This window comes from Pseudomonas sp. BJa3 (assembly GCF_026343815.1).
In the GTDB taxonomy this organism is placed as follows: domain Bacteria; phylum Pseudomonadota; class Gammaproteobacteria; order Pseudomonadales; family Pseudomonadaceae; genus Aquipseudomonas; species Aquipseudomonas soli.
The window spans coordinates 14407-39471 of the sequence record NZ_JAOXMC010000012.1; the positions used below are offsets into that span (position 1 = coordinate 14407).

Below are 25065 nucleotides of genomic sequence, written 5' to 3' on the forward strand. Positions count from 1 at the left end.
ATTCAGCCTGAGCTAACTCAGTTCTTGGCTTTCTTGGCAGCGCGGGTACGCTCGCCTTCGTCCAGGATCTTCTTGCGCAGACGGATCGACTTCGGCGTGACTTCGCACAGCTCGTCGTCCTGGATGAACTCCAGGGCCTGTTCCAGGGTGTGGCGAACCGGCGGTACCAGGGCGATGACTTCGTCTTTGCCCGAAGCACGCATGTTGTCGAGCTTCTTGCCTTTGGTCGGGTTCACGCCCAGGTCGTTGTCGCGGCTGTTCAGGCCGATGATCTGACCGTTGTAGATCTCCTGGCCGTGCTCGACGAACAGCTTGCCGCGCGCCTGCAGGGTTTCCAGCGAGTAGGTCAGTGCCTTGCCGGTCTCGACCGAAACCAGTACGCCGTTCAGGCGGCCGGACATCTGGCCCGACTTCATGGTGTCGTAGCGATCGAAGATCGAGGTCAGGATGCCTGCACCGTTGGTCAGGGTCAGGAACTGGTTACGGAAACCGATCAGACCACGGGCTGGAATGTTGTATTCCAGGCGAACACGGCCCTTGCCATCCGGCACCATGTTGGTCAGGTCGCCTTTACGCAGACCCATTTCTTCCATGACCTTGCCCTGGGCTTCTTCAGGGATGTCGATGGTGACGTTCTCGAACGGCTCCTGCTTGACGCCGTCGACTTCGCGGATGATCACTTCAGGACGGCCTACGGCCATCTCGAAGCCTTCACGGCGCATGGTTTCGATCAGAACGGACAGGTGCAGCTCACCACGGCCCGAGACCTTGAACTTGTCTGGGGAGTCCGTTTCCTGGACGCGCAGGGCAACGTTGTACAGCAGCTCCTTGTCCAGACGGTCCTTGATGTTACGGCTGGTGACGAACTTGCCTTCCTTGCCGCAGAACGGCGAGTCGTTGACCTGGAAGGTCATCGAGACGGTTGGCTCGTCGACGGTCAGCGGCTTCATCGCTTCGACCGCGTCCGGGGCGCACAGGGTGTCGGAGATGAACAGCTCGTCGAAACCGCTGATGCAGACGATGTCGCCAGCCTGGGCTTCTTCGACGTCGACGCGGTGCAGGCCGTGGTGACCCATCAGCTTGAGGATTCGACCGTTACGCTTCTTGCCGTTGGTGTCGATGGCGACAACGGGGGTGTTCGGCTTGACGCGACCACGGGCGATACGGCCAACACCGATAACACCGAGGAAGCTGTTGTAGTCCAGTGCCGAGATCTGCATCTGGAACGAGCCTTCACGGTCAACGTCCGGCGCCGGTACGTTGTCGACGATCGACTGGTACAGGGCGGTCATGTCTTCGCCCATGGCGGTGTGGTCCAGACCGGCGATGCCGTTCAGGGCCGAGGCGTAGACGACTTTGAAGTCCAGCTGTTCGTCGGTGGCGCCGAGGTTGTCGAACAGGTCGAAGATCTGGTCCAGAACCCAGTCAGGACGCGCGCCCGGACGGTCGACCTTGTTGATCACGACGATTGGCTTCAGGCCAGCTTCGAAGGCCTTCTTGGTCACGAAGCGGGTTTGCGGCATCGGGCCGTCCTGGGCGTCGACCAGCAGCAGCACGGAGTCGACCATCGACATTACACGCTCAACCTCGCCACCGAAGTCGGCGTGGCCGGGGGTGTCGACGATGTTGATGTGGTAGCCGTTCCAGTTGATGGCGGTGTTCTTCGCCAGAATGGTAATGCCGCGCTCTTTTTCCTGGTCGTTGGAGTCCATGACGCGCTCGTCGTTGAGCTCGTTACGCTCCAGGGTGCCGGACTGGCGCAGGAGTTTGTCGACCAGGGTGGTTTTACCATGGTCAACGTGGGCGATGATGGCGATGTTACGCAGATTTTCGATCACAACTGTATCTCGATCAGAGGATTCGGTTGCCGCCAGTGTAGGCGGCCAATATGTACGGTTTACGGCTCAGCGGGCCCGGTGGTCGGGAGGGCGATGGCGGATGCTGCCGCCATACAGCCCTGGCGTCTTATGTCGGACGATAAACACGCACATTGGCATGTCCCTCACTGAGCAGGTGGTGTGCGTGCAGACGGCTCATCACACCCTTGTCGCAATACAGCAAGTACTGGCGCGTTGGGTCCAGGTGCTTGAACTTGCTGTTGATGGCGTAGAACGGCATGGCCTGGACGTCGATGCCTTCGAGCACCAGAGGTTCGTCTTCCTGGGCGTCGGGATGACGAATGTCGATGACGATATGGCCCGGGAGCGCCTCGGCCACTTCCTCGATTTCGATGTCCTTGCCCAGCTCGTCGATAACATGGTCGATGGAGATGAACTTGGCTCGCTCCAGGGCGCGCTCCAGCACGGCCATGTCGAACTGCTTTTCTTCGTGCTCCATGCGGTGACGCTTGGCATGAGTGGTCGGATTCACCGAGATCACACCGCAATATTCGGGCATGTGCTTGGCGAAGTCGGCGGTACCGATTTCGCTGGCCTGGTCGATGATGTCCTGCTTGTGGCTGGCCAGCAGCGGGCGCAGCACCAGCTTGTCGGTGGCCGAGTCGATGATCGACAGGTTCGGCAAGGTCTGGCTCGACACCTGGGAAATCGCCTCGCCGGTGACCAGCGCGTCGATCTGCAGGCGGTCGGCCATGTGCGCCGCGCCGCGCAGCATCATGCGCTTGAGGGTGACGCCCATGTAGCTGTTGTCGACCTTGTTGAGAATCTCGCCGACCACTTCCTCGAACGGCACGCTGATGAACAGCACGCGCTGGCTGCTGCCGTACTTCTTCCACAGGTAGTGGGCCACTTCCATCACGCCCAGCTCGTGGGCACGGCCACCGAGGTTGAAGAAGCAGAAATGGGTCATCAGGCCGCGGCGCATCATCTGGTAAGCCGCCACGGTGGAGTCGAAACCACCGGACATAAGTACCAGGGTCTGCTCCAGGGCACCCAACGGGTAGCCGCCGATGCCGTTGTGCTGGTTGTGGATCACGTACAGGCGCTGGTCACGGATTTCCATGCGCACCACGACTTCTGGCGTCTTCAGGTCGATGCCGGCGGCGCCGCACTGCTGGCGCAGCTGGCTGCCGACGTAGCGGTCGACGTCCATCGAGGTGAAGTCGTGGTGACCGCCGCGCTTGCAGCGTACCGAGAAGCGCTTGCCGGCCAGCAGATGGCCGAAGTGGTGCTTGCACTTGGCGACGATGTCGTCGAAATCGCCCAGCGGATATTCCTCGACCTGCAGGAAGTGGGTGATACCCGGTGTGCAGGTGAGGCGCTCGATCATCTCGCGCTGGAGCTTCTCGTCCTCGACGCGGGTAACCACTTCGAGATTGTCCCAGACACCATCGACCGCGAGCTCAGGATCGATATCCTTGAGCACGTTGCGAATGTTCTTGCCGAGCTGGCGGATGAAGCGCTTGCGCACCGGCCGGCTCTTGATGGTGATTTCTGGGAAGACTTTGACGATAAGTTTCATTGGTTTAACAGCGCGCCCAGGGCCTACCGAAAATGAGGGGCGCGAATTATAGCGGAAATTGCTCAGCTTTTGACCAACTTTTGTACAGAGGGTTGGATTTATCGCGCATGTACCGTGGCACGGCGGAGCGCCGATGCGACTTGCCCCGCAAGGAGGCCCCGGGCGCGCACCATAATAGTGCAGCAATTCTGAAAAGCGCATCTTATGGGTGCGCTCTGCATCAGCGCCACCTGGACAAATGCCCGCCAACGCCCCCTTTTATCCCACCCTCGCCATTTTCGGGCACTGGCATGCAATTTGCTCCCTTGTGAGGCAGGTAAGCTTGGCCGACTATCCGCGCCCAGCGACACCCTTATTTCCAGGGCAGCGGCCAACTGCGCCCTCGACCATCCGGAGGACAACATGTCGAAGTCGGTTCAACTCATCAAAGATCATGACGTCAAGTGGATTGATCTGCGTTTCACGGACACCAAAGGCATTCAGCATCACGTGACCATGCCAGCGCGCGATGGCCTGGATGAAGACTTCTTCGAAGTCGGCAAGATGTTCGACGGCTCCTCCATCGCTGGCTGGAAAGGCATCGAAGCCTCCGACATGATCCTGATGCCGGTCGACGAAACCGCCGTGCTGGACCCATTCACCGAAGAACCGACCCTGATCATCACCTGCGACATCGTCGACCCGTCGAGCATGCAGGGCTACGATCGTGACCCGCGCGGCATCGCCAAGCGCGCCGAAGAGTACCTGAAGAGCACCGGCATCGGTGACACCGTGTTCGCAGGCCCAGAGCCTGAGTTCTTCATCTTCGACGAAGTGAAGTTCCATTCGGACATCTCCGGCTCGATGTTCAAGATCTTCTCCGAGCAAGGCTCGTGGATGACTGGCGCTGACGTGGAAGGCGGCAACAAAGGCCACCGCCCGGGCGTGAAAGGCGGCTACTTCCCGGTTCCGCCGTTCGACCACGACCACGAAATCCGCACCGCCATGTGCAACGCACTGGAAGAAATGGGCCAGACCGTCGAAGTTCACCACCATGAAGTGGCGACTGCCGGCCAGAACGAAATCGGCGTCAAGTTCAACACCCTGGTGAAGAAAGCTGACGAAGTACAGGCTCTGAAATACGTCGTGCACAACGTTGCCGACGCCTATGGCCGTACCGCCACCTTCATGCCCAAGCCTCTGTACGGCGACAACGGCTCGGGCATGCACGTGCACATGTCGATCTGGAAAGACGGCAAGAACACCTTCTCCGGCGAAGGCTATGCCGGCCTGTCCGATACCGCCCTGTACTTCATCGGCGGCATCATCAAGCACGGCAAGGCCCTGAACGGCTTCACCAACCCGTCGACCAACTCCTACAAGCGTCTGGTCCCAGGTTTCGAAGCTCCGGTGATGCTGGCCTACTCGGCGCGCAACCGTTCCGCCTCGATCCGTATTCCTTACGTCGGCAGCCCGAAAGCCCGTCGTATCGAAGCGCGCTTCCCGGACCCGTCGGCCAACCCGTACCTCGCCTTCGCGGCCCTGCTGATGGCAGGCCTGGATGGCATCCAAAACAAGATCCACCCAGGCGATGCCGCCGACAAGAACCTTTACGACCTGCCGCCTGAAGAGGCCAAGGAAATCCCGCAAGTCTGTGGCAGCCTGAAGGAAGCCCTGGAAGAGCTGGACAAAGGCCGTGCGTTCCTGACCAAGGGCGGCGTGTTCTCCGACGACTTCATCGATGCCTTCATCGAGCTGAAGAGCGAAGAAGAGATCAAGGTCCGCACCTTCGTGCACCCGCTGGAATACGAGCTGTACTACAGCTGCTGATCTGATCGGCGCCTCGCGTCGGTGACATCAGGACGGCCTCCCTCGGGAGGCCGTTTCCATTTTTGCATCGGCATCATCGGACTAGGCTTACAGCCGTATTTGGCAGCACTGCGACACTCGACTCTCCACCAATTCAGGAGATCGCCATGCGCACCACCCACCTCGCCTTCACTTGCTGCCTCGCACTGTCTGGTTGCAGCGCCGCGGCGCCGTCCACTGCGAACCTTGAAACCTTGCTCGACGCCATCGAGCGCCGCCTTGACCTTGCCGAAGCGGTCGCCCTGCACAAATGGGACCGAGGGCAACCGGTGCAGGCCGTTGAACGCGAGCAACAGGTCCTGACCAGTGCACGCCAGGCCGCAACTGCCTACCAACTGGATCCCGCACGCGCCGAAGCATTCTTCGCTGACCAGATCGAGGCCAGTAAACTGCTCCAATATTACCTGCTAGACAGCTGGCACCGGGAACGGCAGGCACCGGACCGTCCTCGACGCGATCTTGGCCAAGATGTGCGCCCCACATTGGACCGCCTTCAGGCGCAACTCCTGGTGGCCCTTGCCCGCTTCGACCAAAGCGCCTCGATCAACTGCCCCGGGTATCTGGCCGACGCACTTCAGCGACGCACCCACGAAGCCACGCGACACCTCGCACTCATCCGCGCCACCGGCCAACTGTGCAAAAACACCTGAGCACCCTATGCTCCATAATGGTGCATGACTAGGCCGAGCGCCTCGGCAGGCATCCCAGTTTGGGTCGCAAGAATCGTTTAACCAAGACTTTGTGTGCCGAATTTGCGCGCATACGCGACTTTATCCGGAAATTCCGCTTCTTTTCGGAGCCTTGGTTTGGATCTTGCATTTTCAATGCATCCTGCACGTCATCCGTGCGCGCCCCAGGTCTGGCCGGGGCGCCAAAAGAGTGCCTACAGAGGTCAACGACGCCTTATGACCATCAGCGATGCACAGCACCGTCTGCTTCTGGACAACCTGACCACGGCTACGCTCCTGCTCAATGCCGAACTGCGCCTGGAGTACATGAACCCCGCTGCGGAAATGCTTCTGGCCGTCAGTGGCCAGCGCAGCCATGGCCAGTTCATCAGCGAGCTGTTCACCGAATCGGCCGAGGCACTCAACTCGCTGCGCCAGGCGGTGGAGCAGGCGCACCCGTTCACCAAGCGCGAAGCCCAGCTGACCTCGCTGACCGGCCAGAGCATCACCGTCGACTACGCCGTCACGCCCATCCTGCACCAGGGCCAGACCCTGCTGCTGCTGGAAGTGCACCCGCGTGACCGCCTGCTGCGCATCACCAAGGAGGAGGCCCAGCTGAGCAAGCAGGAGACCACCAAGATGCTGGTGCGCGGCCTTGCCCACGAAATCAAGAACCCCCTCGGCGGTATTCGCGGCGCGGCGCAGTTGCTGGCCCGCGAGCTGCCCGAGGATGGCTTGCGCGACTACACAAATGTGATCATCGAAGAGGCCGACCGCCTGCGTAATCTGGTCGACCGCATGCTCGGCTCGAACAAGCTGCCGTCGTTATCCATGACCAACATCCACGAAGTGCTTGAGCGGGTGTGCAGTCTGGTCGAGGCGGAGAGCCAGGGCGGCATCACCCTGGTGCGCGATTACGACCCGAGCCTGCCGGACGTACTGATCGACCGTGAGCAGATGATCCAGGCCGTACTCAACATCGTGCGCAACGCCATGCAGGCCATCGCCGGGCAGAACGAACTGCGCCTGGGTCGTATCACCCTGCGCAGCCGCGCCGTGCGCCAGTTCACCATCGGCCATGTGCGCCACCGCCTGGTGGCGCGGATCGAGATCATCGACAACGGCCCCGGCATCCCCGCGGAACTGCAGGACACGCTCTTCTATCCCATGGTCAGCGGCCGCCCGGACGGCACCGGGCTGGGCCTGGCCATCACCCAGAACATCATCAGCCAGCACCAGGGCCTGATCGAATGTGAAAGCCACGCCGGCCACACCACGTTCTCGATCTACCTGCCCCTGGAACAAGGAGCCACCGCCCCATGAGCCGAAGTGAAACCGTCTGGATCGTCGATGATGATCGTTCCATCCGCTGGGTCCTGGAAAAGGCCCTGCAGCAGGAAGGCATGACCACCCAGAGCTTCGACAGCGCCGATGGTGTCATGGGCCGCCTGGCCCGCCAGCAACCGGACGTGATCATCTCGGATATCCGTATGCCCGGCGCCAGCGGTCTCGACCTGCTCGCCCAGATCCGCGAACAGCACCCTGGGCTGCCCGTGATCATCATGACTGCCCATTCCGACCTGGACAGCGCCGTGGCGTCGTATCAGGGCGGTGCTTTCGAGTACCTGCCCAAGCCGTTCGATGTCGACGAAGCGGTGTCGCTGGTCAAACGCGCCAACCAGCACGCCCAGGAGCAACAGGCCCTGGAAGTGCCCCAGGCGCTGGCCCGCACCCCGGAGATCATCGGCGAAGCGCCGGCGATGCAGGAGGTGTTCCGCGCCATCGGCCGCCTCAGCCATTCCAACATCACCGTGCTGATCAATGGTGAGTCGGGTACCGGCAAAGAGCTGGTGGCCCATGCCCTGCATCGCCACAGCCCGCGTGCGGCATCGCCGTTCATTGCCCTGAACATGGCGGCGATCCCCAAGGACCTGATGGAGTCCGAACTGTTCGGCCACGAAAAGGGCGCCTTCACCGGCGCCGCCAACCTGCGTCGCGGGCGTTTCGAGCAGGCCGACGGCGGCACACTGTTCCTCGACGAGATCGGCGACATGCCCGCCGACACCCAGACCCGCCTGCTGCGAGTGCTGGCCGACGGCGAGTTCTACCGGGTCGGCGGCCATGTGCCGGTGAAGGTGGACGTGCGGATCATCGCCGCCACTCACCAAAACCTAGAATCCCTGGTGCAGGCCGGCAAGTTTCGTGAGGACCTGTTCCACCGCCTCAACGTGATCCGCATCCATATCCCGCGCCTGGCCGACCGGCGCGAGGACATCCCGGCGCTGGCCCGCCATTTCCTCGGCCGCGCCGCCCAGGAGTTGGCGGTGGAGCCCAAGCTGCTCAAGCCGGAGACCGAGGAATTCATCCGCAACCTGCCCTGGCCGGGCAACGTGCGCCAGCTGGAGAACACCTGCCGCTGGATCACCGTGATGGCCTCCAGCCGCGAAGTGCTGATCGGTGACCTGCCGCCGGAACTGCTCAACCTGCCCCAGGACGCCGCGCCGGTGACCAACTGGGAACAGGCCCTGCGCCAGTGGGCCGACCAGGCCCTTGCCCGCGGCCAGACCAACCTGCTGGATAGCGCCGTGCCCAGCTTCGAGCGGATCATGATCGAAACCGCGCTCAAGCACACCGCTGGGCGACGTCGCGATGCGGCGCTGTTGCTGGGCTGGGGACGCAATACCCTGACGCGCAAGATCAAGGAGCTGGGGATGAATATCGCCGGAGGGGATGAGGACGAGGCGGAAGAGCACTGAATCCAAACGTTGCAACGAATCGTGAGGCCAGCCCGCTCCCACGCCATTGATGTCGTGGGAACGGGCTGGCCCCACGAGCGGTGCATGCACCGATTACGTGCCCCTTGCACCGTGACGAGGCAAATAATCCACCAAGACCGCTGTAGATACCGGCTAACCCCTGTTTTTCCATACCGATAAAACTGGCACGACACCTGCATTAACCCAGACATCTCCAGTTTCGGGGACCCTGGTACAGGCAGGCCGGGATATCCCCTCTTTTATTCGTGCAGCCTGACCTGCACCCGCCAACGCCCCGCCTCCTGCGCGCCGGCCCATTCGCCGCGCAGGGGGCGCGCAGCGACGAGCGTCAACAGCAAGCCTTTCTCGCTCTTCTGCAAACGCCAGCCCACCGGCTTGTCCTGCAACATCAACTGGCCCCGCGCGGCCTTGCCCTCGGCCTGGAACACCACGGCCACGGTACCCTCGACATTCTCGCCATGCAGTTGCGGCTCTTCGTTGAACCACAGGTCCAGCCCGCCCTGGACCACCTCGACCTGCTCCAGCACCCGCTCCTCGGGCGCCGTCAGCCGGCCGATCATCAGGCCCACGAGCATGCCGAAGATCGCCAGCGAAAGCAGCACCCGCGGCCAGGCCTTCGAACGCGGGTCGGGTTCGGGGGTAGAATGCTCGTCATCTTCACGCTTGGAGCCGTGCATGTTTCACGTCATCCTTTTTCAACCAGAAATTCCGCCGAATACCGGCAACATCATCCGCCTGTGCGCCAACAGCGGCTGCGCCCTGCACCTGATCGAGCCCATCAGCTTCGAACTGGACGACAAGCGCTTGCGCCGGGCAGGGTTGGACTACCACGAGTATGCCACGCTACAGCGCCACCAAAGCCTGGCCGAATGCCTGGAAAGCCTGAATCAGCCTCGGCTGTTCGCGTTCACCACCAAAGGCTCGCACCCGTTTCATGAGGTCGAGTACCAGCCCGGTGACGCCTTCCTGTTCGGGCCTGAAAGTCGTGGCCTGCCGGCCGAGGTGCTGGACAGCCTGCCTGCCGAACAACGCCTGCGCCTGCCGATGCGGCCGGGGTGCCGGAGCTTGAACCTGTCCAATACCGTGGCGGTGACGGTGTACGAGGCGTGGCGCCAGCAGGGGTTTGCCGGAAGCTGATGCGCTTGCCGCTCGGGCCCGATCACCAGCAAGGCATGAAAAAGGCGACCACGAAGGTCGCCTTTTGCTTTACCGGCAGAAATTACTGCACGGTCGGCACTTCACCGGCTTCCTGCATGCGCTGCATCTCTTGCGCGTACAGGGCGTCGAAGTTGACCGGCGACAGCATCAGCGCCGGGAACGAACCACGGGTCACCAGGCTGTCCAGGGTCTCGCGGGCGTACGGGAACAGGATGTTCGGGCAGAACGCGCCGAGGGTGTGGCTCATCGAAGCGGCATCGAGGTTGGCGATCAGGAAGATGCCGGCCTGTTGCACTTCGGCGATGAACGCCACTTCGTCACCGTTCTTGACGGTCACCGACAGGGTCAGCACCACTTCGTGGAAGTCGCCTTCCAGGGCTTTCTGGCGGGTGTTCAGGTCCAGCGATACGCTCGGCTCCCACTGCTGGCGGAAGATCTGCGGGCTTTTCGGAGCCTCGAACGACAGATCGCGCACGTAGATGCGCTGCAGGGAGAATTGTGGTGCGGTTTCTTCAGCACCAGCGCCGTTGTTCTGTTGGTCAGTCATGGCAGATCCTTTTCCTAATGTTCTTGAATGCAGTGCGAATCAGGCCGCCAGCAGCGCGTCGAGCTTGCCCGCGCGCTCCAGGGCATAGAGGTCATCGCATCCACCGACGTGCGTGCTGCCGATCCAGATCTGCGGCACCGAGGTACGGCCGGCCTTCTGGCTCATTTCGGCGCGAACCTGGGGTTTACCGTCGACCTTGATCTCCTCGAACGCCACGCCCTTGCTCTCGAGCAGGTACTTGGCGCGCATGCAGTAGGGGCAGTAGTCGCTGGAATAGACGATGACGGGCTTCATATCACTTCACCAGGGGCAGGTTATCGGCTTTCCAGCTGGAAACGCCACCGCTGAGCTTGGCGGCGGTGTAACCAGCCTTGAGCAGTTCGCGGCACAGGGTACCGGACTGCTGGCCCATCGCGTCGACGACGATCAGGGTCTTGTCTTTGTGTTTTTCCAGCTCGGTCATGCGGCCGGCCACTTTGTCCTGCGGCATGCTCAGTGCACCGACGATATGCCCGGCCGAGTATTCCTTGGCAGTACGGATATCGATCACCACGGCCTTGTCGGCGTTGACCAGGGCGGTCAGCTGGCCGTTGCTCAGGCTCTGGCCGCCACGGCGGACTTCATTGACCAGCAGCAGGACCAGCAGGACGACGAAAATGGCCACCAGGATGAAGTGATCTGTCGCGAATTGAATCAGGTGAGCAACCATCAGGGGTGTTCCAGGCGATTGAAAATGGCGGCCAGTATACACAGCCCCCCATGACCGCCAAAGCCCACCGGGCTGGCGGCAAACACGCCTTCATGTTGCATGCCTGACCGCGCTGGTCGGGCAAAGGGAGGAATATTCGCCGTCGCTGGCGGATTTGCCCTAAAATGCGTGTCTTTATCATCTTTGAACAACCGTGAGTTTGATTGATGACGAGTACGCCTAAACCCCTGGTCCTGATCATCCTGGATGGCTTCGGTCACAGCGAAAGCCCCGAATACAACGCCATCTTCGCCGCCAACACGCCGGTCTACGACCGCCTGCGCGCCACCCAGCCGCATGGTCTGATCTCCGGCTCCGGCATGGACGTGGGGCTGCCCGACGGGCAGATGGGCAACTCGGAAGTCGGTCACATGAACCTCGGCGCCGGCCGCGTGGTGTACCAGGACTTCACCCGGGTGACCAAGGCCATCCGCGACGGCGACTTCTTCGAAAACCCGGTGCTCACCGGCGCAGTGGACAAGGCCGTGGGTGCCGGCAAGGCCGTGCACATCCTCGGCCTGCTCTCCGACGGTGGCGTGCACAGCCACCAGGACCACCTGGTGGCCATGGCCGAACTGGCCGCGCAACGTGGCGCCGAAAAGATCTACCTGCATGCCTTCCTTGACGGCCGCGACACGCCGCCGCGCAGCGCGCAATCGTCCATCGAGTTGCTCGACGCCACCTTCGCCAAGCTCGGCAAGGGCCGCATCGCCAGCCTGATCGGCCGCTACTATGCGATGGACCGCGACAACCGCTGGGACCGCGTCAGCGCCGCCTACAATCTGATCGTCGACAGCGCCGCCGAATTCACCGCAGCGACCGCCGTGGCCGGCCTTGAAGCCGCCTACGCCCGCGACGAGAGCGACGAGTTCGTCAAGGCCACGCGCATTGGCGAGGCGGTCAAGGTCGAAGACGGCGACGCCGTGATCTTCATGAACTTCCGTGCCGACCGCGCCCGCGAGCTGTCACGCGTGTTCGTCGAGCCCGATTTCAACGAATTCCCGCGCGCGCGCCTGCCCAAGCTGGCGGCCTACATCGGCCTGACCCAGTACTCGGCGAAGATCCCGGCCCCGGCGGCTTTCGCCCCGGCCAGCCTGAACAACGTGCTCGGCGAGTACCTGGCGAAGAACGGCAAGACCCAGCTGCGCATCGCCGAAACCGAGAAGTACGCCCATGTCACTTTCTTCTTCTCGGGCGGGCGCGAAGAGCCGTTCGAAGGCGAAGAACGCATCCTGATCCCGTCGCCGAAGGTCGCCACCTACGACCTGCAGCCGGAAATGAGCGCCCCTGAAGTCACCGATCGTATCGTCGAGGCCATCGAGCAGCAGCGTTATGACGTGATCGTGGTCAACTACGCCAACGGCGACATGGTCGGCCACACCGGCGTGTTCGATGCCGCGGTCAAGGCCGTGGAGGCGCTGGACGGTTGCGTCGGTCGCATCGTCGAGGCGCTGGACAAGGTCGGCGGCGAAGCGCTTATCACCGCCGACCACGGCAACGTCGAGCAGATGGAAGACGAATGCACCGGCCAGGCGCACACCGCCCATACCACCGAGCCGGTGCCGTTCATCTATGTCGGCAAGCGTCACGTGAAGGTCCGTGACGGCGGTGTACTGGCAGACGTGGCGCCGACCATGCTCGAGCTGCTGGGGCTGGAAAAACCGGCGGAGATGACCGGCACCTCGATCCTGATCGACGCCTGATCGATGTAGCGGGGCTGCCTTGCGGCCCCCAAAACAGTTGAATTCCAGACCAACGCCCCGCCGCACACGCCGCTGGGCGTTTTTTTTGCACGGCTGCGCGGGCATACTAGGCCAGTCTCCATCCCTGGTACGCCCAACCCCATGCTCCGCGCCCTGTTCCTACTCGCCCTGTCATGCCTGCTTGCTCCGGCCTTCGCTGCCGATGAGCGCGCGCAGACCCAACAACAGCTGGACGCCACCCGCCAGGACATCGCCGAGCTGAAAAAGATGCTGGGCAAGCTCCAAGAGGAAAAGTCCGGCGTGCAGAAAGACCTCAAGGCCACCGAGACCGATATCGGCAACCTCGAGAAACAGGTGGAGGCTCTGCAGCAAGAACTAAAAAAGACCGAGGGCGAGCTGGAGCGCCTTGACCACGAGAAAAAAAAACTCCAGAGCGCCCGCGTTGAACAGCAACGCCTGATTGCCATCCAGGCCCGTTCGGCCTACCAGAACAACGGTCGCGAGGAATACCTCAAGCTGCTGCTGAACCAGCAGAATCCCGAGAAGTTCGCCCGTACCCTCACCTATTACGACTATCTCAGCAAAGCGCGCATGGACCAGTTGCGCACCTTCAACGAGACCTTGCGCCAGTTGGCCAACGTCGAGCAGGACATCGCCGGCCACCAGCAGCAGTTGCTGGCACAACGTGCCGAGCTCGACACTCAGCGTCTGGCCCTTGTCGCCGAACGCGACAAGCGCCAACAGGTGCTGGCCAAGCTCAGCAACGACATGAAGGAGCGCGACCAGAAACTTCAGAGCCGCGAGCAGGACCAGGCCGACCTGAGCAAGGTGCTCAAGACCATTGAGGAAACCCTCGCCCGCCAGGCACGCGAGGCCGAAGAGGCACGTCAGCGGGCACTGCTGGCCAAACAGGAAGAAGAGAAACGCCGTAAGGCGCAGGCTTTGGCCGCCGCGCGCCGCAGCCAGGAACCCGAGGAAGCCCCAAAGAAGGCCCGGACTACCTTGGGCCCGGTGGTTTCCAGCGACACGGCCAGCTATGGCGGCGCATTTTCTTCGGCACGGGGAAAACTTCCATGGCCGGTCAATGGTCGATTGCTGGCACGCTTCGGTGACACCCGCGGCGGTGATGCGCGGGCCAAGTGGGACGGGGTGATGATCAGCGCCAATGCGGGCACCCAGGTACGCGCCGTGCATGGCGGGCGGGTGGTGTTCGCCGACTGGTTGCGCGGCGCTGGACTTCTGGTCATTCTCGACCATGGCAATGGCTACCTGAGCCTGTACGGCCACAACCAGAGCCTGCTCAAGAGCGCCGGCGACATCGTCAAGGCCGGCGAGGCCATTTCCACGGTCGGCGACAGTGGTGGCCAGGACAGCGCCGGCCTGTACTTCGCGATTCGCCAGCAGGGCCAGCCCACCGACCCCGCGCAATGGTGCCGAGGTTAGTTAGTGCTACTTTAACGGCGCCATCCACGAAACGGCGGCGCCGATGCTCCCGCTGGGAGCACCAACAGGATCAGGAGTTCGTTCGACATGCTGCACTCGCCTCGTCTCACCCAGCTGGCCCTGACCATCGCCCTGGTCATCGGCGCGCCGTTGGCCATTGCCGCCGAACCGGCCAAGCCAGGGGCCAAGCAGGCCGCGGTGCCGGCCACCGAGGTGACCGCCAAGGCACCCTTGCCGCTGGAGGAGCTGCGTACTTTCGCCGAGGTCATGGACCGCATCAAGGCGGCTTATGTGGAACCGGTCGACGACAAGACCCTGCTGGAAAACGCCATCAAGGGCATGCTCAGCAACCTCGACCCACACTCGGCCTACCTCGGCCCCGAAGACTTCCAGGAGCTGCAGGAAAGCACCAGCGGTGAGTTCGGCGGACTGGGCATAGAGGTCGGCATGGAGGACGGCTTCGTCAAGGTTGTCTCGCCCATCGACGACACACCGGCCTCCCGCGCCGGCATCGAGGCCGGCGACCTGATCGTCAAGATCAACGGCGCGCCGACCCGTGGCCAGACCATGACCGAGGCCGTGGACAAGATGCGCGGCAAGATCGGCGAGAAGATCACCCTCACCCTGGTGCGCGACGGCGGCACGCCGTTCGACGTGACGCTGGCCCGGGCGGTGATCCAGGTCAAGAGCGTCAAGAGCCAGTTGCTGGAGAACGACTACGGCTACATCCGCATCACCCAGTTCCAGGTCAAGACCGGCGACGAGGTGGGCAAGGCCCTGGCCAAGCTGCGCAAGGACAACGGCAAGAAGCTGCGCGGCGTGGTCCTCGACCTGCGCAACAACCCCGGCGGCGTGCTGCAGTCGGCGGTCGAAGTGGCCGACCACTTCCTCACCAAAGGCCTGATCGTCTACACCAAGGGCCGCATCGCCAATTCCGAACTGCGCTACTCCGCCGACCCGGCCGATGCCAGCGAAGGCGTGCCACTGGTGGTATTGATCAACGGCGGCAGCGCCTCGGCCTCGGAGATCGTCGCCGGCGCCCTGCAGGACCAGAAGCGCGCCGTACTGATGGGCACCGACAGTTTCGGCAAGGGCTCGGTGCAGACCGTACTGCCGTTGGCCAACGACCGTGCGCTGAAGCTCACCACCGCTCTGTACTTTACCCCCAATGGCCGCTCGATCCAGGCCCAGGGCATCGTCCCGGACATCGAAGTGCGCCCGGCCAAGCTGACCGCCGAAGCCGACAACGACAACTTCAAGGAAGCCGACCTGCAGGGTCACCTGGGCAACGGCAACGGCGGCGCCGACCGACCGACCGGCAGTACCAAGCGCAAGGATCGCCCACAGGACAACGACTTCCAGCTCAGCCAGGCCCTCAGCCTGCTCAAGGGCCTGAACATCACCAAGGGTGACTGATACCCGCCATGCGTTATCTGCTGTCCCTGCTGTTCTGCCTGCTGGCCGGCGTTGCACAAGCGGCCCCGGCCAAGGCCTACATGAGCATCATCATCGACGACCTGGGCCAGAGCAGCGAACGCGACAGCCGTACGCTCGCCCTGCCCGGCCCGGTGACCATGGCGATCATGCCCGACACCCCGCACGCCACCGACTTCGCCCGCCAGGCCCACAAGGCTGGGCGCACGGTGATCCTGCACATGCCCATGGACCCTGCCACCGGGCCCTACGCCTGGCACCCAGGCATCGCCCTCGACGAACTGGCCCGGCGCCTGGATGCCGCCCTGGTCAAGGTGCCCTACGCCGCCGGCATCAACAACCACATGGGCAGCCGCATGACCGCCCAGCGCGAGCCGATGGCCTGGTTGATGGGTGAACTACAACGCCGCCATCTGTTCTTCGTCGACAGCCGCACCAGTGCGGCGACGGTGGCGGCGGCAGAGGCCCAGGCGCTGGGGTTGGCGCATCTCTCGCGGGATGTTTTTCTTGACGACGTACGAACGAACGAGGCCATTGCCGGGCAACTGCGTCTTGGTATCGAGGTGGCCCGCAAGCAGGGTTCGGCGGTACTGATTGGGCACCCATATCCGCAGACACTGAGCGTCCTGGCGCAAGAGATTCCCCGACTCAAGAGCCAGGGGATCGAGTTGATCAGCCTGCGACAGATGATCGCCGAACGCGGTAACCAGGCCATGCCCGCCCACGGCAGGCAAGGCCGCTACACGAATGCGAGCCCTGTCAGAAAGCAATGATCCCCTGTGCCTCGGGAGAACCTCCTGGAGGCAGCCACCCACTGACAACGAAAACAAAAAGGGCCCGGCTCTTACGAACCGGGCCCTTGCCTGATATCAGCCGATATCAGCTGTACACACGTCCCAGCAACTGGCGGTGGCTTTCGAACTGATCAAGCACATCACGCACGATCTGCTCGCGGGTGAAGCCCATCAGGTCGTACTCCTGGCTGCCGTCGTGCAGGTACACCTCGGCGCGGTAGAAGCGCTGCTGCACTTCCGGCTCGCCCTCGACCGGCGCCTCGCTCGGCGCGGCCAGGTAGCCATCCAGGCTGGCCTCGTAGACGAAGGGGTTTCCCTCTTCCATCATCACACGCAGGCCCATCATGTTGCGCGACTGACCTACCCGGGTCTCGACCTCGAAGCCCAGGGTACGCAGCTGCTCGGCGGCTTCTTTCAGCGCCGGGCTGACCTGTTTGTCCATGAACCGCTGCACTACGGCCTGGGTCGGCTGCAGGTCCAGCTGGCTGAGACGCTCGCTGAAACCGCGACGACCACGGGCGGCCAGTTCGGCGCGCTCGCTCTCGACCGCGACGTCCTGCTTCATCGCCTTCATCAGGCCGAACATGAACAGCACCAGGACCACCGAGAACGGCAGGCCGGCCAGTACCACCATGGTCTGCATGGCTTCGAAGTTACCGGCGAACAGCAGGCCGATGGTGACCAGGGTGATGACCACCGACCAGAACACCACCATCCAGTGCGGGGCGTCTTCGTCGACCTTGCCGCCTTTGCACGACAGGTTGGCCATCATCACCGCGCCGGAGTCGGCGGGGGTGAGGAACAGCACGAAGCCGACGAACACTGCCAGGCCGATGACGATCTTGGCGGCCGGGAAGAATTCCAGCAGCTGGTAGATAGACATCGATGGCTGTTCGAGCGCGGTCTTGCCCAGTTCCACCGCGCCTTGGTTGATCACCAGGTCCAGCGCGGTGTTGCCGAAGATCGACAGCCAGGCCAGGGTGAAGCCCAGCGGGATCAGCAGCACGCCGCTGACCAGCTGACGCACGGTCCGGCCCTTGGAGATACGGGCAATGAACATGCCGACGAACGGGCCCCAGGAGATCCACCAGGCCCAGTAGAACACGGTCCACAGGCCCAGCCAGCGCTCGGACTTGTCGTTGTCGCCTTCATACACATACAGGTCGAAGGTCTTCAGCACGACGCCGTTGAGGTAGTCACCGATGTTCTGCACGAAGCCGTTGAGCAGGTGCAGGGTATTGCCGGCCAGCAGCACGAAGATCAGCAGGCCGCTGAACAGCAGGATGTTCAGGTTGGACAGGCGGCGGATGCCGTTCTCCACGCCCGACACCGCGGCCACGGTGGCTACGCCGGCCATGACCAGGATCACCACCAGCAGGTTGGTCTTGCTGTGGCCCATGCCGAACAGGTATTCCAGGCCCGAGGCCACCTGCATCGAGCCGATACCCAGGTTGGTCACGAGGCCCAGCAGGGTGACGAACATGCCGAAGATGTCCACGGCATGGCCGGCACCGCCCTTGACCCAACGCTCGCCGACCAGCGGATACAACGCCGAGCGCAGTGCCAATGGCTGGTTATGGCGGTAGGCGAAGTAACCCACGGCAAGGCCGACCAAGGCGTAGATCGCCCAGCCGTGCAGGCCCCAGTGCAGGAAAGTCAGTTGCAAGCCTTGGCGCGCGGCCTCGAGGCTGGCAGGCGTGCCTTCCGGCGGGTTGAAGTAGTGATCCAGCGGCTCGGAGGCACCGAAGTACAGCAGCGAGATACCGATACCAGAGGAGAACAGCATGCCGGCCCAGGCGCCGTAGCTGAAGTCCGGGGTGTCGTCCTTGCCGCCCAGCTTGAGCTTGCCGAAGTCGGAGAAGGCCAGGTAGACGACGAACAGCAGGTAACCACAGATGACCAGCATGTAGTACCAGCCAAAGGTGCGGGTCAGCCATTTCTGGGCGACGCCCAGCACCTGGCCGGCGGCTTCGGGTACAGCGATCAGCAAGGCAGTCAGAACGAGGATCATCAGCGCCGAGGTGTAGAACACCACGCGATTGACCCGTACCCGCTCGGCGGGGGGCTTTGTCAGGGAGGCAGAACTCATTGCACGAATGCTCCGGGCAGTGCGGCAGTGGAGGCTAAACAGTTATTTCCCACGCAATTGGTGCAATAGCCCTACTGCGTCAGGTGTTATAAAAGCACCCTGGAAACCGTGATCCCGAATAGAAACGTTGCAAAAAAATCAGACCGGTCGCCTGTGGCAAATCTTGCTCTCCCTGAGGAGGTGCGCGCATTCGCCACAGCCACCTGGCCCGCTCCAAAGGGCCGGCCGCGCAGCCCGTGACTGCTCGGCAAAATCTGTCTTTCGCATCGCTCATGCCCGTCAACGCCTTGTATTCCGGGGGTTACGCGATTTCCTGGGGTGTCGATTCGTGCCTCTGTGACCGTCCGAAAAACTGTCAATGGCACAAATTGTCGCAGAGCTTATTCTTTATTGATTGAACGTTCAATCAAAACAAAATAGACTGGTCTTCGCCGAGGTAGCCGCTTGTCGTCTGCCCGCAGGCCTGAGGAGAGAGCAAGATGCCCAAGGTCGGTATGCAACCCATCCGCCGCCAGCAGTTGATCGAAGCCACCTTGCAGGCGGTCGATCAGGTCGGACTGGGAGATGCCAGCATTGCGCTGATTGCCCGTTTGGCCGGTGTGTCGAACGGCATCATCAGTCACTACTTTCAGGACAAGAACGGCCTGATCGCAGCGACGATGCGCTACATCATGAACATGCTCAACGAGGGTGTGATCGCGCGTCGTCAGGCCCTCACGGACGACAGCCCGCGCGCCCACCTGAAGGTGATCATCGAAGGCAACTTCGATGCGAGCCAGGTGAATGGCCCGGCTATGAAAACCTGGCTGGCCTTCTGGGCCTCCAGCATGCACCAGCCGTCTTTGCACAGGTTGCAGCGGATCAACGACCACCGCCTGTATTCCAACCTGTGCTGCCAGTTCCGCCGCGCCCTGCCGCTCTACCATGCGCGCAAGGCTGCCCGCGGCCTGGCAGCGTTGATCGACGGCCTGTGGCTGCGTGGCGCCCTGTCGGGTGACGCATTCGACACCGAGCAGGCAATACGCATCGCTTACGAATACATGGATCTACAACTGGCTAAGCAGCAGACCCTGGGCACGAACGACCAGGCCGCTGAACAGCCGCGCGCAGCGACCAGCCAGCCGGCAGGAGCGTGACGCGGCAGCCAACCACACACTGCACTTGCGAGGACACTATGGCCCGTTTCGGAACGCAAAAACTCTACATCGATGGCGCTTACGTCGACGCCGGCAGCGATGCCACCTTCGAAGCCATCAACCCAGCTACCGGCGAAGTCCTCGCCCACGTGCAGCGCGCAACTCAAGCTGACGTCGAGAAGGCCGTCGAAAGCGCCGAGCGTGGCCAGAAAGTCTGGGCCGCCATGACCGCCATGCAGCGTTCGCGCATCCTGCGCCGCGCCGTCGACATCCTGCGCGAGCGCAACGACGAGCTGGCCATGCTGGAAACCCTGGACACCGGCAAGTCGTACTCCGAAACCCGCTACGTCGACATCGTCACCGGCGCCGACGTGCTGGAGTACTACGCAGGCCTGGTACCGGCCATCGAAGGTGAGCAGATCCCCCTGCGCGAATCGTCCTTCGTCTACACCCGCCGCGAGCCGCTGGGCGTGACCGTCGGTATCGGCGCCTGGAACTACCCGATCCAGATCGCCCTGTGGAAATCCGCCCCGGCCCTGGCCGCCGGCAACGCGATGATCTTCAAGCCGTCGGAAGTCACCTCGCTGACCACCCTGAAACTGGCCGAGATCTTCACCGAAGCCGGCCTGCCGAACGGCGTGTTCAACGTCCTGACCGGCAGCGGTCGCGAAGTCGGCACCTGGCTGACCGAGCACCCGCGCATCGAGAAAGTCTCCTTCACCGGTGGCACCACCACCGGCAAGAAAGTCATGGCCAGCGCCTCGAGCTCGTCGCTCAAGGAAGTCACCATGGAACTGGGCGGCAAGTCGCCGCTGATCATCTGCGACGACGCCGACCTGGACAAGGCCGCCGACATCGCGATGATGGCCAACTTCTACAGCTCCGGTCAGGTCTGCACCAACGGCACCCGAGTGTTCATCCCTGCCGCGATGAAAGCCGCCTTCGAAGCCAAGATCGCCGAGCGCGTCGCTCGTATCCGTGCCGGCAACCCGGAAGACGAGAACACCAACTTCGGCCCGCTGGTCAGCTTCCAGCACATGGAAAGCGTACTGTCCTACATCGCCAAGGGTAAAGAAGAAGGCGCCCGCGTCCTCTGCGGCGGTGAGCGCCTACTGAACGGCGACTTCGCCAAGGGCGCGTTCGTCGCCCCGACCGTGTTCACCGACTGCACCGACGACATGACCATCGTCAAGGAAGAGATCTTCGGCCCAGTGATGAGCATCCTCAGCTACGAGACCGAGGAAGAAGTCATCCGTCGCGCCAACGACACCGAATACGGCTTGGCCGCCGGTGTCTGCACCAACGACATCAGCCGCGCCCACCGCATCATCCACAAGCTCGAAGCCGGTATCTGCTGGATCAACGCCTGGGGCGAGTCGCCGGCCGAAATGCCGGTTGGCGGTTACAAGCAGTCGGGCGTCGGCCGTGAAAACGGTGTCAGCTCGCTGGCGCAATACACTCGCATCAAGTCGGTTCAGGTCGAGCTGGGCGGCTACAACTCGGTTTTCTAAACCTGGTCCCGCCACGCCCGCGCCCTTGAGCGCGGGCGTTTCCGCTCCCTGACAACTGCCAACGAGGGTACTTCAATGTCCCAAGAATTCGATTACATCATCGTCGGTGCCGGTTCGGCCGGTAACACCCTGGCCACCCGCCTGACCGAAGACGCCAGCGTCACCGTCCTTCTGCTCGAAGCCGGCGGCCCGGACTACCGCTTCGACTTCCGCACCCAGATGCCGGCCGCCCTGGCCTTCCCCCTGCAGGGCCGTCGCTACAACTGGGCCTACGAGACCGATCCGGAGCCGCACATGGACGGCCGCCGCATGGAATGTGGCCGCGGCAAGGGCCTGGGTGGCTCCTCGCTGATCAACGGCATGTGCTACATCCGCGGCAACGCCATGGACTTCGACGGCTGGGCTGAACTGCCGGGCCTCGAGGACTGGACCTACCTGGACTGCCTGCCGTACTTCCGTAAAGCCGAAACCCGCGACATCGGCCCGAACGACTACCACGGCGGCGAAGGCCCGGTCAGCGTGGCCACGCCGAAAGCCGGCAACAACCCGCTGTTCCACGCCATGGTCGAAGCCGGCGTGCAGGCCGGCTACCCGCGCACCGAAGACCTCAACGGCTACCAGCAGGAAGGTTTCGGCCCGATGGACCGTTCGGTGACCAAGAACGGCCGTCGCTCCAGCACTGCCCGCGGCTACCTGGACCAGGCCAAGAAGCGTCCGAACCTGACCATCGTCACCCACGCCCTCAGCGACCGTGTATTGTTCGATGGCAAGCGCGCCATTGGCGTGACCTACCTGGTCGGTGACAGCGAAGAGCGCGTCGAAGCCCGCGCGCGCAAGGAAGTCATCGTATCCTCCGGCGCCATCGCCTCGCCGCAGCTGCTGCAGCGTTCCGGCGTCGGCCCGCGCGCGCTGCTGGAAAGCCTCGATATCCCGGTGGTCCACGACCTGCCGGGCGTCGGCGAGAACCTGCAGGACCACCTTGAACTTTACCTGCAGTACGCCTGCACCCAACCGGTGTCGCTGTATCCGTCGCTGCTGTGGTGGAACCAACCGGCCATCGGTGCAGAGTGGCTGTTCAACGGCACCGGCATCGGCGCCAGCAACCAGTTCGAGGCCGGCGGCTTCATCCGCACCCGTCCTGAATTCAAGTGGCCGAACATCCAGTACCATTTCCTGCCGGTAGCGATTAACTACAACGGCTCGAACGGTGTGAAAGAGCACGGCTTCCAGGCCCACATGGGCTCCATGCGCTCACCTGCCCGTGGTAGGATCCAGGCCAAGTCGAAAGACCCACGCCAGCACCCAAGCATCCTGTTCAACTACATGTCCACCGAGCAGGACTGGCAGGAATTCCGCGACGGCATCCGCCTGACCCGCGAAATCATGGCCCAGCCAGCGCTGGATCCGTACCGCGGCCGCGAGATCAGCCCGGGCGCGCACGTGCAGACCGATGAAGAGCTGGACAAATTCATCCGCGAGCACGCCGAAACCGCATTCCACCCGTCCTGCTCGTGCAAGATGGGCACCGACGAGATGGCGGTGGTCGACGGCGAGGGTCGCGTGCACGGCATGCAGGGCCTGCGAGTGGTCGACGCCTCGATCATGCCACTGATCATCACCGGCAACCTCAACGCGACCACGATCATGATCGCCGAGAAGATCTCGGACAAGATCCGTGGCCGCAAGCCGCTGCCGCGCAGCACCGCCAAGTACTACGTGGCGGGTGATGCACCGGTGAAGGGCAAGCCGATGCGTGAAGTGAAGCAGGCCTGACCTGCGCCGACTCAATCGCGGATAAATCCGCTCCTACAAACGCGTAGCACCTTGTAGGAGCGGATTCATCCGCGAAGGGCCAGCACTGACCACACAAGAAAAGGCACCTTTCGAGGTGCCTTTTCTACATCTGCAGAAACGCTTTACAGCCTGCCAATTCATCAGGTTAGAATCGATTGGCACGCGACCTGCTAGTTCACAGTTGCAAGTTCCTTTCCCGCTGTCCCGGAGTACCTGCCTTTGGATGCAAGCACCATCAACAGCCTGTTCCTGATCGGCGCATTGCTGGTGGGCGCAAGTATCCTGGTCAGCTCGCTGTCATCGCGCCTGGGCATCCCCATCCTGGTCATCATCCTCGCCGTCGGCATGGTCGCGGGCGTGGACGGTGGCGGCATCATCTTCAACAATTACCCGACCGCCTACCTGGTGGGCAACCTGGCGCTTGCGGTCATCCTGCTCGACGGCGGCCTGCGCACCCGGGTGGCGAGCTTCCGCGTGGCGCTGTGGCCGGCGCTGTCGCTGGCCACGGTGGGCGTGTTGATCACCACCGGGCTGACCGGCATGGTCGCCGCCTGGCTGTTCGACCTGAGCCTGATCCAAGGCCTGCTGATCGGCGCCATCGTCGGCTCCACCGACGCCGCGGCGGTGTTCTCGCTGCTGGGCGGCAAGGGGCTTAACGAACGGGTCACCGCCACCCTGGAAATCGAATCGGGCAGCAACGACCCGATGGCGGTGTTCCTCACCGTGACCCTGATCGACATGATCGCCAGCGGCCAGACCGGCCTGCACTGGAGCCTGCTCACCCACCTGCTGCGCGAGTTCGGCATTGGCGGCCTGATGGGCCTGGGCGGCGGCTGGCTGATGCTGCAACTGGTCAATCGTATCAACCTGGCCGGCGGCCTGTACCCGATCCTGGTGGTGGCCGGCGGCCTGGTGGTGTTCTCCCTGACCAACGCCCTGCACGGCAGCGGTTTCCTCGCCGTATACCTGTGCGGGCTGGTGCTGGGCAACCGGCCGATCCGCAGCCGTCACGGTATCCTGCACATGCTCGACGGCATGGCCTGGCTGGCGCAGATCGGCATGTTCCTGGTGCTCGGCCTGCTGGTCACGCCCCACGACCTGCTGCCCATCGCCCTGCCCGCCCTGGGCCTGGCACTGTGGATGATCCTGGTGGCCCGGCCGCTGTCGGTGGTCGCCGCCTTGCTGCCGTTCAAGGCCTTCCATGGTCGCGAGAAAGGTTTCATCAGCTGGGTCGGCCTGCGCGGCGCGGTGCCAATCATCCTGGCGGTGTTCCCGCTGATGGCCGGCCTGCCCCAGGCCCAACTGTTCTTCAACCTGGCGTTCTTCATCGTGCTGGTGTCGCTGTTGGTACAAGGCACCAGCCTGCCGTGGATGGCCAAACTGCTGAAGGTCACGGTACCGCCGGACCCGGCACCGATTTCCCGCTCCGCGCTTGAAGTGCATGTCACCAGCGAATGGGAGCTGTTCGTCTACCGTCTGGGCGCCGAAAAATGGTGCATCGGCGCCGCCCTGCGCGAGCTGAAGATGCCCGAGGGCACGCGGATCGCCGCCTTGTTCCGTGGCGAACAGCTGCTGCACCCGTCGGGCAGCACCGTGCTGGAGGTCGGCGACATGCTTTGCGTGATCGGCCACGAACATAACCTGCCGGCGCTGGGCAAGCTGTTCAGCCAAGCACCGCAACGCGGCCTGGACCTGCGGTTCTTCGGCGACTTCGTACTCGAAGGCGATGCCGAGCTGGGCGCGGTGGCTGCACTTTATGGCCTGAAACTCGATGGCCTGGACGCGAAGATGCCGCTGGCGCAGTTCATCCGACAAAAGGTCGGAGGCGCTCCAGTAGTAGGCGACCAGATCGAATGGCACGGCACTATCTGGACCGTCGCGGTCATGGACGGGAACAAGATCCAGAAAGTGGGCGTCAGATTCCCCGAAGGTACCCGCCCCGGCCCCGGGCTGTTCCTCTAAACTCCGTTTTGCCGCGTAACACAAGAACTCTGC

At 63.0% G+C, this 25065-nt stretch carries 20 protein-coding genes; 13 read left to right on the forward strand and 7 right to left on the reverse strand.

The features are described from left to right. Window positions 1-17: 17 nt before the first annotated feature. Together typA and thiI are read right to left on the reverse strand one after the other, a co-directional pair. The gene (gene typA, locus OH705_RS16260) at window positions 18-1838 is read right to left on the reverse strand and encodes a translational GTPase TypA (protein WP_023628813.1); all 1821 of its coding nucleotides are present in this window, start codon (window positions 1836-1838) and stop codon (window positions 18-20) included. 127 nt (window positions 1839-1965) lie between these two features. Continuing rightward, window positions 1966-3420, reverse strand: coding sequence for a tRNA uracil 4-sulfurtransferase ThiI (thiI, locus tag OH705_RS16265; RefSeq protein ID WP_094011044.1), 1455 nt, complete (start codon window positions 3418-3420; stop codon window positions 1966-1968). A gap of 402 nt (window positions 3421-3822) precedes the next feature. Between thiI and glnA the strand changes: the two genes are divergently transcribed. The 4 genes from glnA (at window position 3823) to ntrC (ending at window position 8692) form a co-directional block, all read left to right on the forward strand. Then, window positions 3823-5229: a type I glutamate--ammonia ligase gene (gene glnA / locus OH705_RS16270; RefSeq protein ID WP_023628815.1), complete on the forward strand. Its 1407-nt coding sequence runs from the start codon at window positions 3823-3825 to the stop codon at window positions 5227-5229. Window positions 5230-5375: 146 nt separating this feature from the next. After that, the gene (locus OH705_RS16275) at window positions 5376-5918 is read left to right on the forward strand and encodes a chorismate mutase (protein WP_160291129.1); all 543 of its coding nucleotides are present in this window, start codon (window positions 5376-5378) and stop codon (window positions 5916-5918) included. A 255-nt stretch (window positions 5919-6173) separates the two neighbouring features. Continuing rightward, entirely contained in the window at window positions 6174-7259 is a 1086-nt protein-coding gene (gene glnL, locus OH705_RS16280) for a nitrogen regulation protein NR(II) (protein ID WP_046853886.1), read from the forward strand. Beyond that, entirely contained in the window at window positions 7256-8692 is a 1437-nt protein-coding gene (gene ntrC, locus OH705_RS16285) for a nitrogen regulation protein NR(I) (RefSeq protein WP_023628818.1), read from the forward strand. The genes glnL and ntrC overlap by 4 nt, the downstream gene beginning before the upstream one ends. Before the next feature lie 260 nt (window positions 8693-8952). Here the strand turns inward: ntrC and OH705_RS16290 are convergent, their stop codons facing one another. Continuing rightward, entirely contained in the window at window positions 8953-9390 is a 438-nt protein-coding gene (locus tag OH705_RS16290) for a hypothetical protein (RefSeq protein ID WP_023628819.1), read from the reverse strand. Here OH705_RS16290 and trmL point away from each other — a divergent pair. Beyond that, window positions 9389-9850 carry a tRNA (uridine(34)/cytosine(34)/5-carboxymethylaminomethyluridine(34)-2'-O)-methyltransferase TrmL gene (gene trmL / locus OH705_RS16295; protein ID WP_031314454.1) on the forward strand — a complete coding sequence of 154 codons (462 nt, stop codon included), beginning with the start codon at window positions 9389-9391 and terminating at the stop codon, window positions 9848-9850. The two genes, OH705_RS16290 and trmL, sit on opposite strands and share 2 nt — an antisense overlap. 82 nt (window positions 9851-9932) lie before the next feature. On the opposite strand, the gene secB is transcribed toward trmL, so the two are convergent. From secB to OH705_RS16310, 3 genes are read right to left on the reverse strand one after another with little or no spacing between them, the layout of a single operon-like run. After that, window positions 9933-10418 (reverse strand): protein-export chaperone SecB, encoded by a 486-nt coding sequence (gene secB, locus OH705_RS16300; RefSeq protein ID WP_023628821.1) that lies wholly within the window; start codon window positions 10416-10418, stop codon window positions 9933-9935. A gap of 39 nt (window positions 10419-10457) precedes the next feature. Then, window positions 10458-10712 (reverse strand): glutaredoxin 3, encoded by a 255-nt coding sequence (gene grxC / locus OH705_RS16305; protein WP_003249204.1) that lies wholly within the window; start codon window positions 10710-10712, stop codon window positions 10458-10460. A gap of 1 nt (window position 10713) precedes the next feature. Continuing rightward, window positions 10714-11127, reverse strand: a complete 414-nt coding sequence (locus OH705_RS16310) for a rhodanese-like domain-containing protein (RefSeq protein ID WP_023628822.1) — start codon at window positions 11125-11127, stop codon at window positions 10714-10716. A gap of 206 nt (window positions 11128-11333) precedes the next feature. Here OH705_RS16310 and gpmI point away from each other — a divergent pair, with 206 nt between their 5' ends. From gpmI to OH705_RS16330, 4 genes are all read left to right on the forward strand, one after another. After that, the gene (gpmI, locus tag OH705_RS16315; RefSeq protein WP_038706944.1) at window positions 11334-12869 is read left to right on the forward strand and encodes a 2,3-bisphosphoglycerate-independent phosphoglycerate mutase; all 1536 of its coding nucleotides are present in this window, start codon (window positions 11334-11336) and stop codon (window positions 12867-12869) included. Between the two features lie 141 nt (window positions 12870-13010). Further along, window positions 13011-14312: a murein hydrolase activator EnvC family protein gene (locus tag OH705_RS16320; RefSeq protein WP_267302541.1), complete on the forward strand. Its 1302-nt coding sequence runs from the start codon at window positions 13011-13013 to the stop codon at window positions 14310-14312. A gap of 87 nt (window positions 14313-14399) precedes the next feature. Then, the gene (locus OH705_RS16325) at window positions 14400-15728 is read left to right on the forward strand and encodes a S41 family peptidase (protein WP_023628824.1); all 1329 of its coding nucleotides are present in this window, start codon (window positions 14400-14402) and stop codon (window positions 15726-15728) included. Window positions 15729-15736: 8 nt separating this feature from the next. Beyond that, window positions 15737-16519: a divergent polysaccharide deacetylase family protein gene (locus tag OH705_RS16330; protein ID WP_160291126.1), complete on the forward strand. Its 783-nt coding sequence runs from the start codon at window positions 15737-15739 to the stop codon at window positions 16517-16519. Window positions 16520-16625: 106 nt separating this feature from the next. Here OH705_RS16330 and OH705_RS16335 read toward each other — a convergent pair whose 3' ends face one another. Then, window positions 16626-18629 (reverse strand): BCCT family transporter, encoded by a 2004-nt coding sequence (locus tag OH705_RS16335; RefSeq protein ID WP_416383580.1) that lies wholly within the window; start codon window positions 18627-18629, stop codon window positions 16626-16628. A 479-nt stretch (window positions 18630-19108) separates the two neighbouring features. Between OH705_RS16335 and betI the strand changes: the two genes are divergently transcribed. The 4 genes from betI (at window position 19109) to OH705_RS16355 (ending at window position 25032) form a co-directional block, all read left to right on the forward strand. Next, on the forward strand, window positions 19109-19765 hold the full coding sequence (gene betI, locus OH705_RS16340) for a transcriptional regulator BetI (RefSeq protein WP_023630707.1): 657 nt from the start codon (window positions 19109-19111) through the stop codon (window positions 19763-19765). A gap of 38 nt (window positions 19766-19803) precedes the next feature. Next, window positions 19804-21276: a betaine-aldehyde dehydrogenase gene (gene betB / locus OH705_RS16345; protein WP_038706946.1), complete on the forward strand. Its 1473-nt coding sequence runs from the start codon at window positions 19804-19806 to the stop codon at window positions 21274-21276. A gap of 75 nt (window positions 21277-21351) precedes the next feature. Further along, window positions 21352-23049: a choline dehydrogenase gene (betA, locus tag OH705_RS16350; RefSeq protein WP_023630708.1), complete on the forward strand. Its 1698-nt coding sequence runs from the start codon at window positions 21352-21354 to the stop codon at window positions 23047-23049. A gap of 240 nt (window positions 23050-23289) precedes the next feature. Beyond that, window positions 23290-25032 carry a potassium/proton antiporter gene (locus OH705_RS16355; RefSeq protein WP_038706947.1) on the forward strand — a complete coding sequence of 581 codons (1743 nt, stop codon included), beginning with the start codon at window positions 23290-23292 and terminating at the stop codon, window positions 25030-25032. Window positions 25033-25065 lie beyond the last annotated feature (33 nt).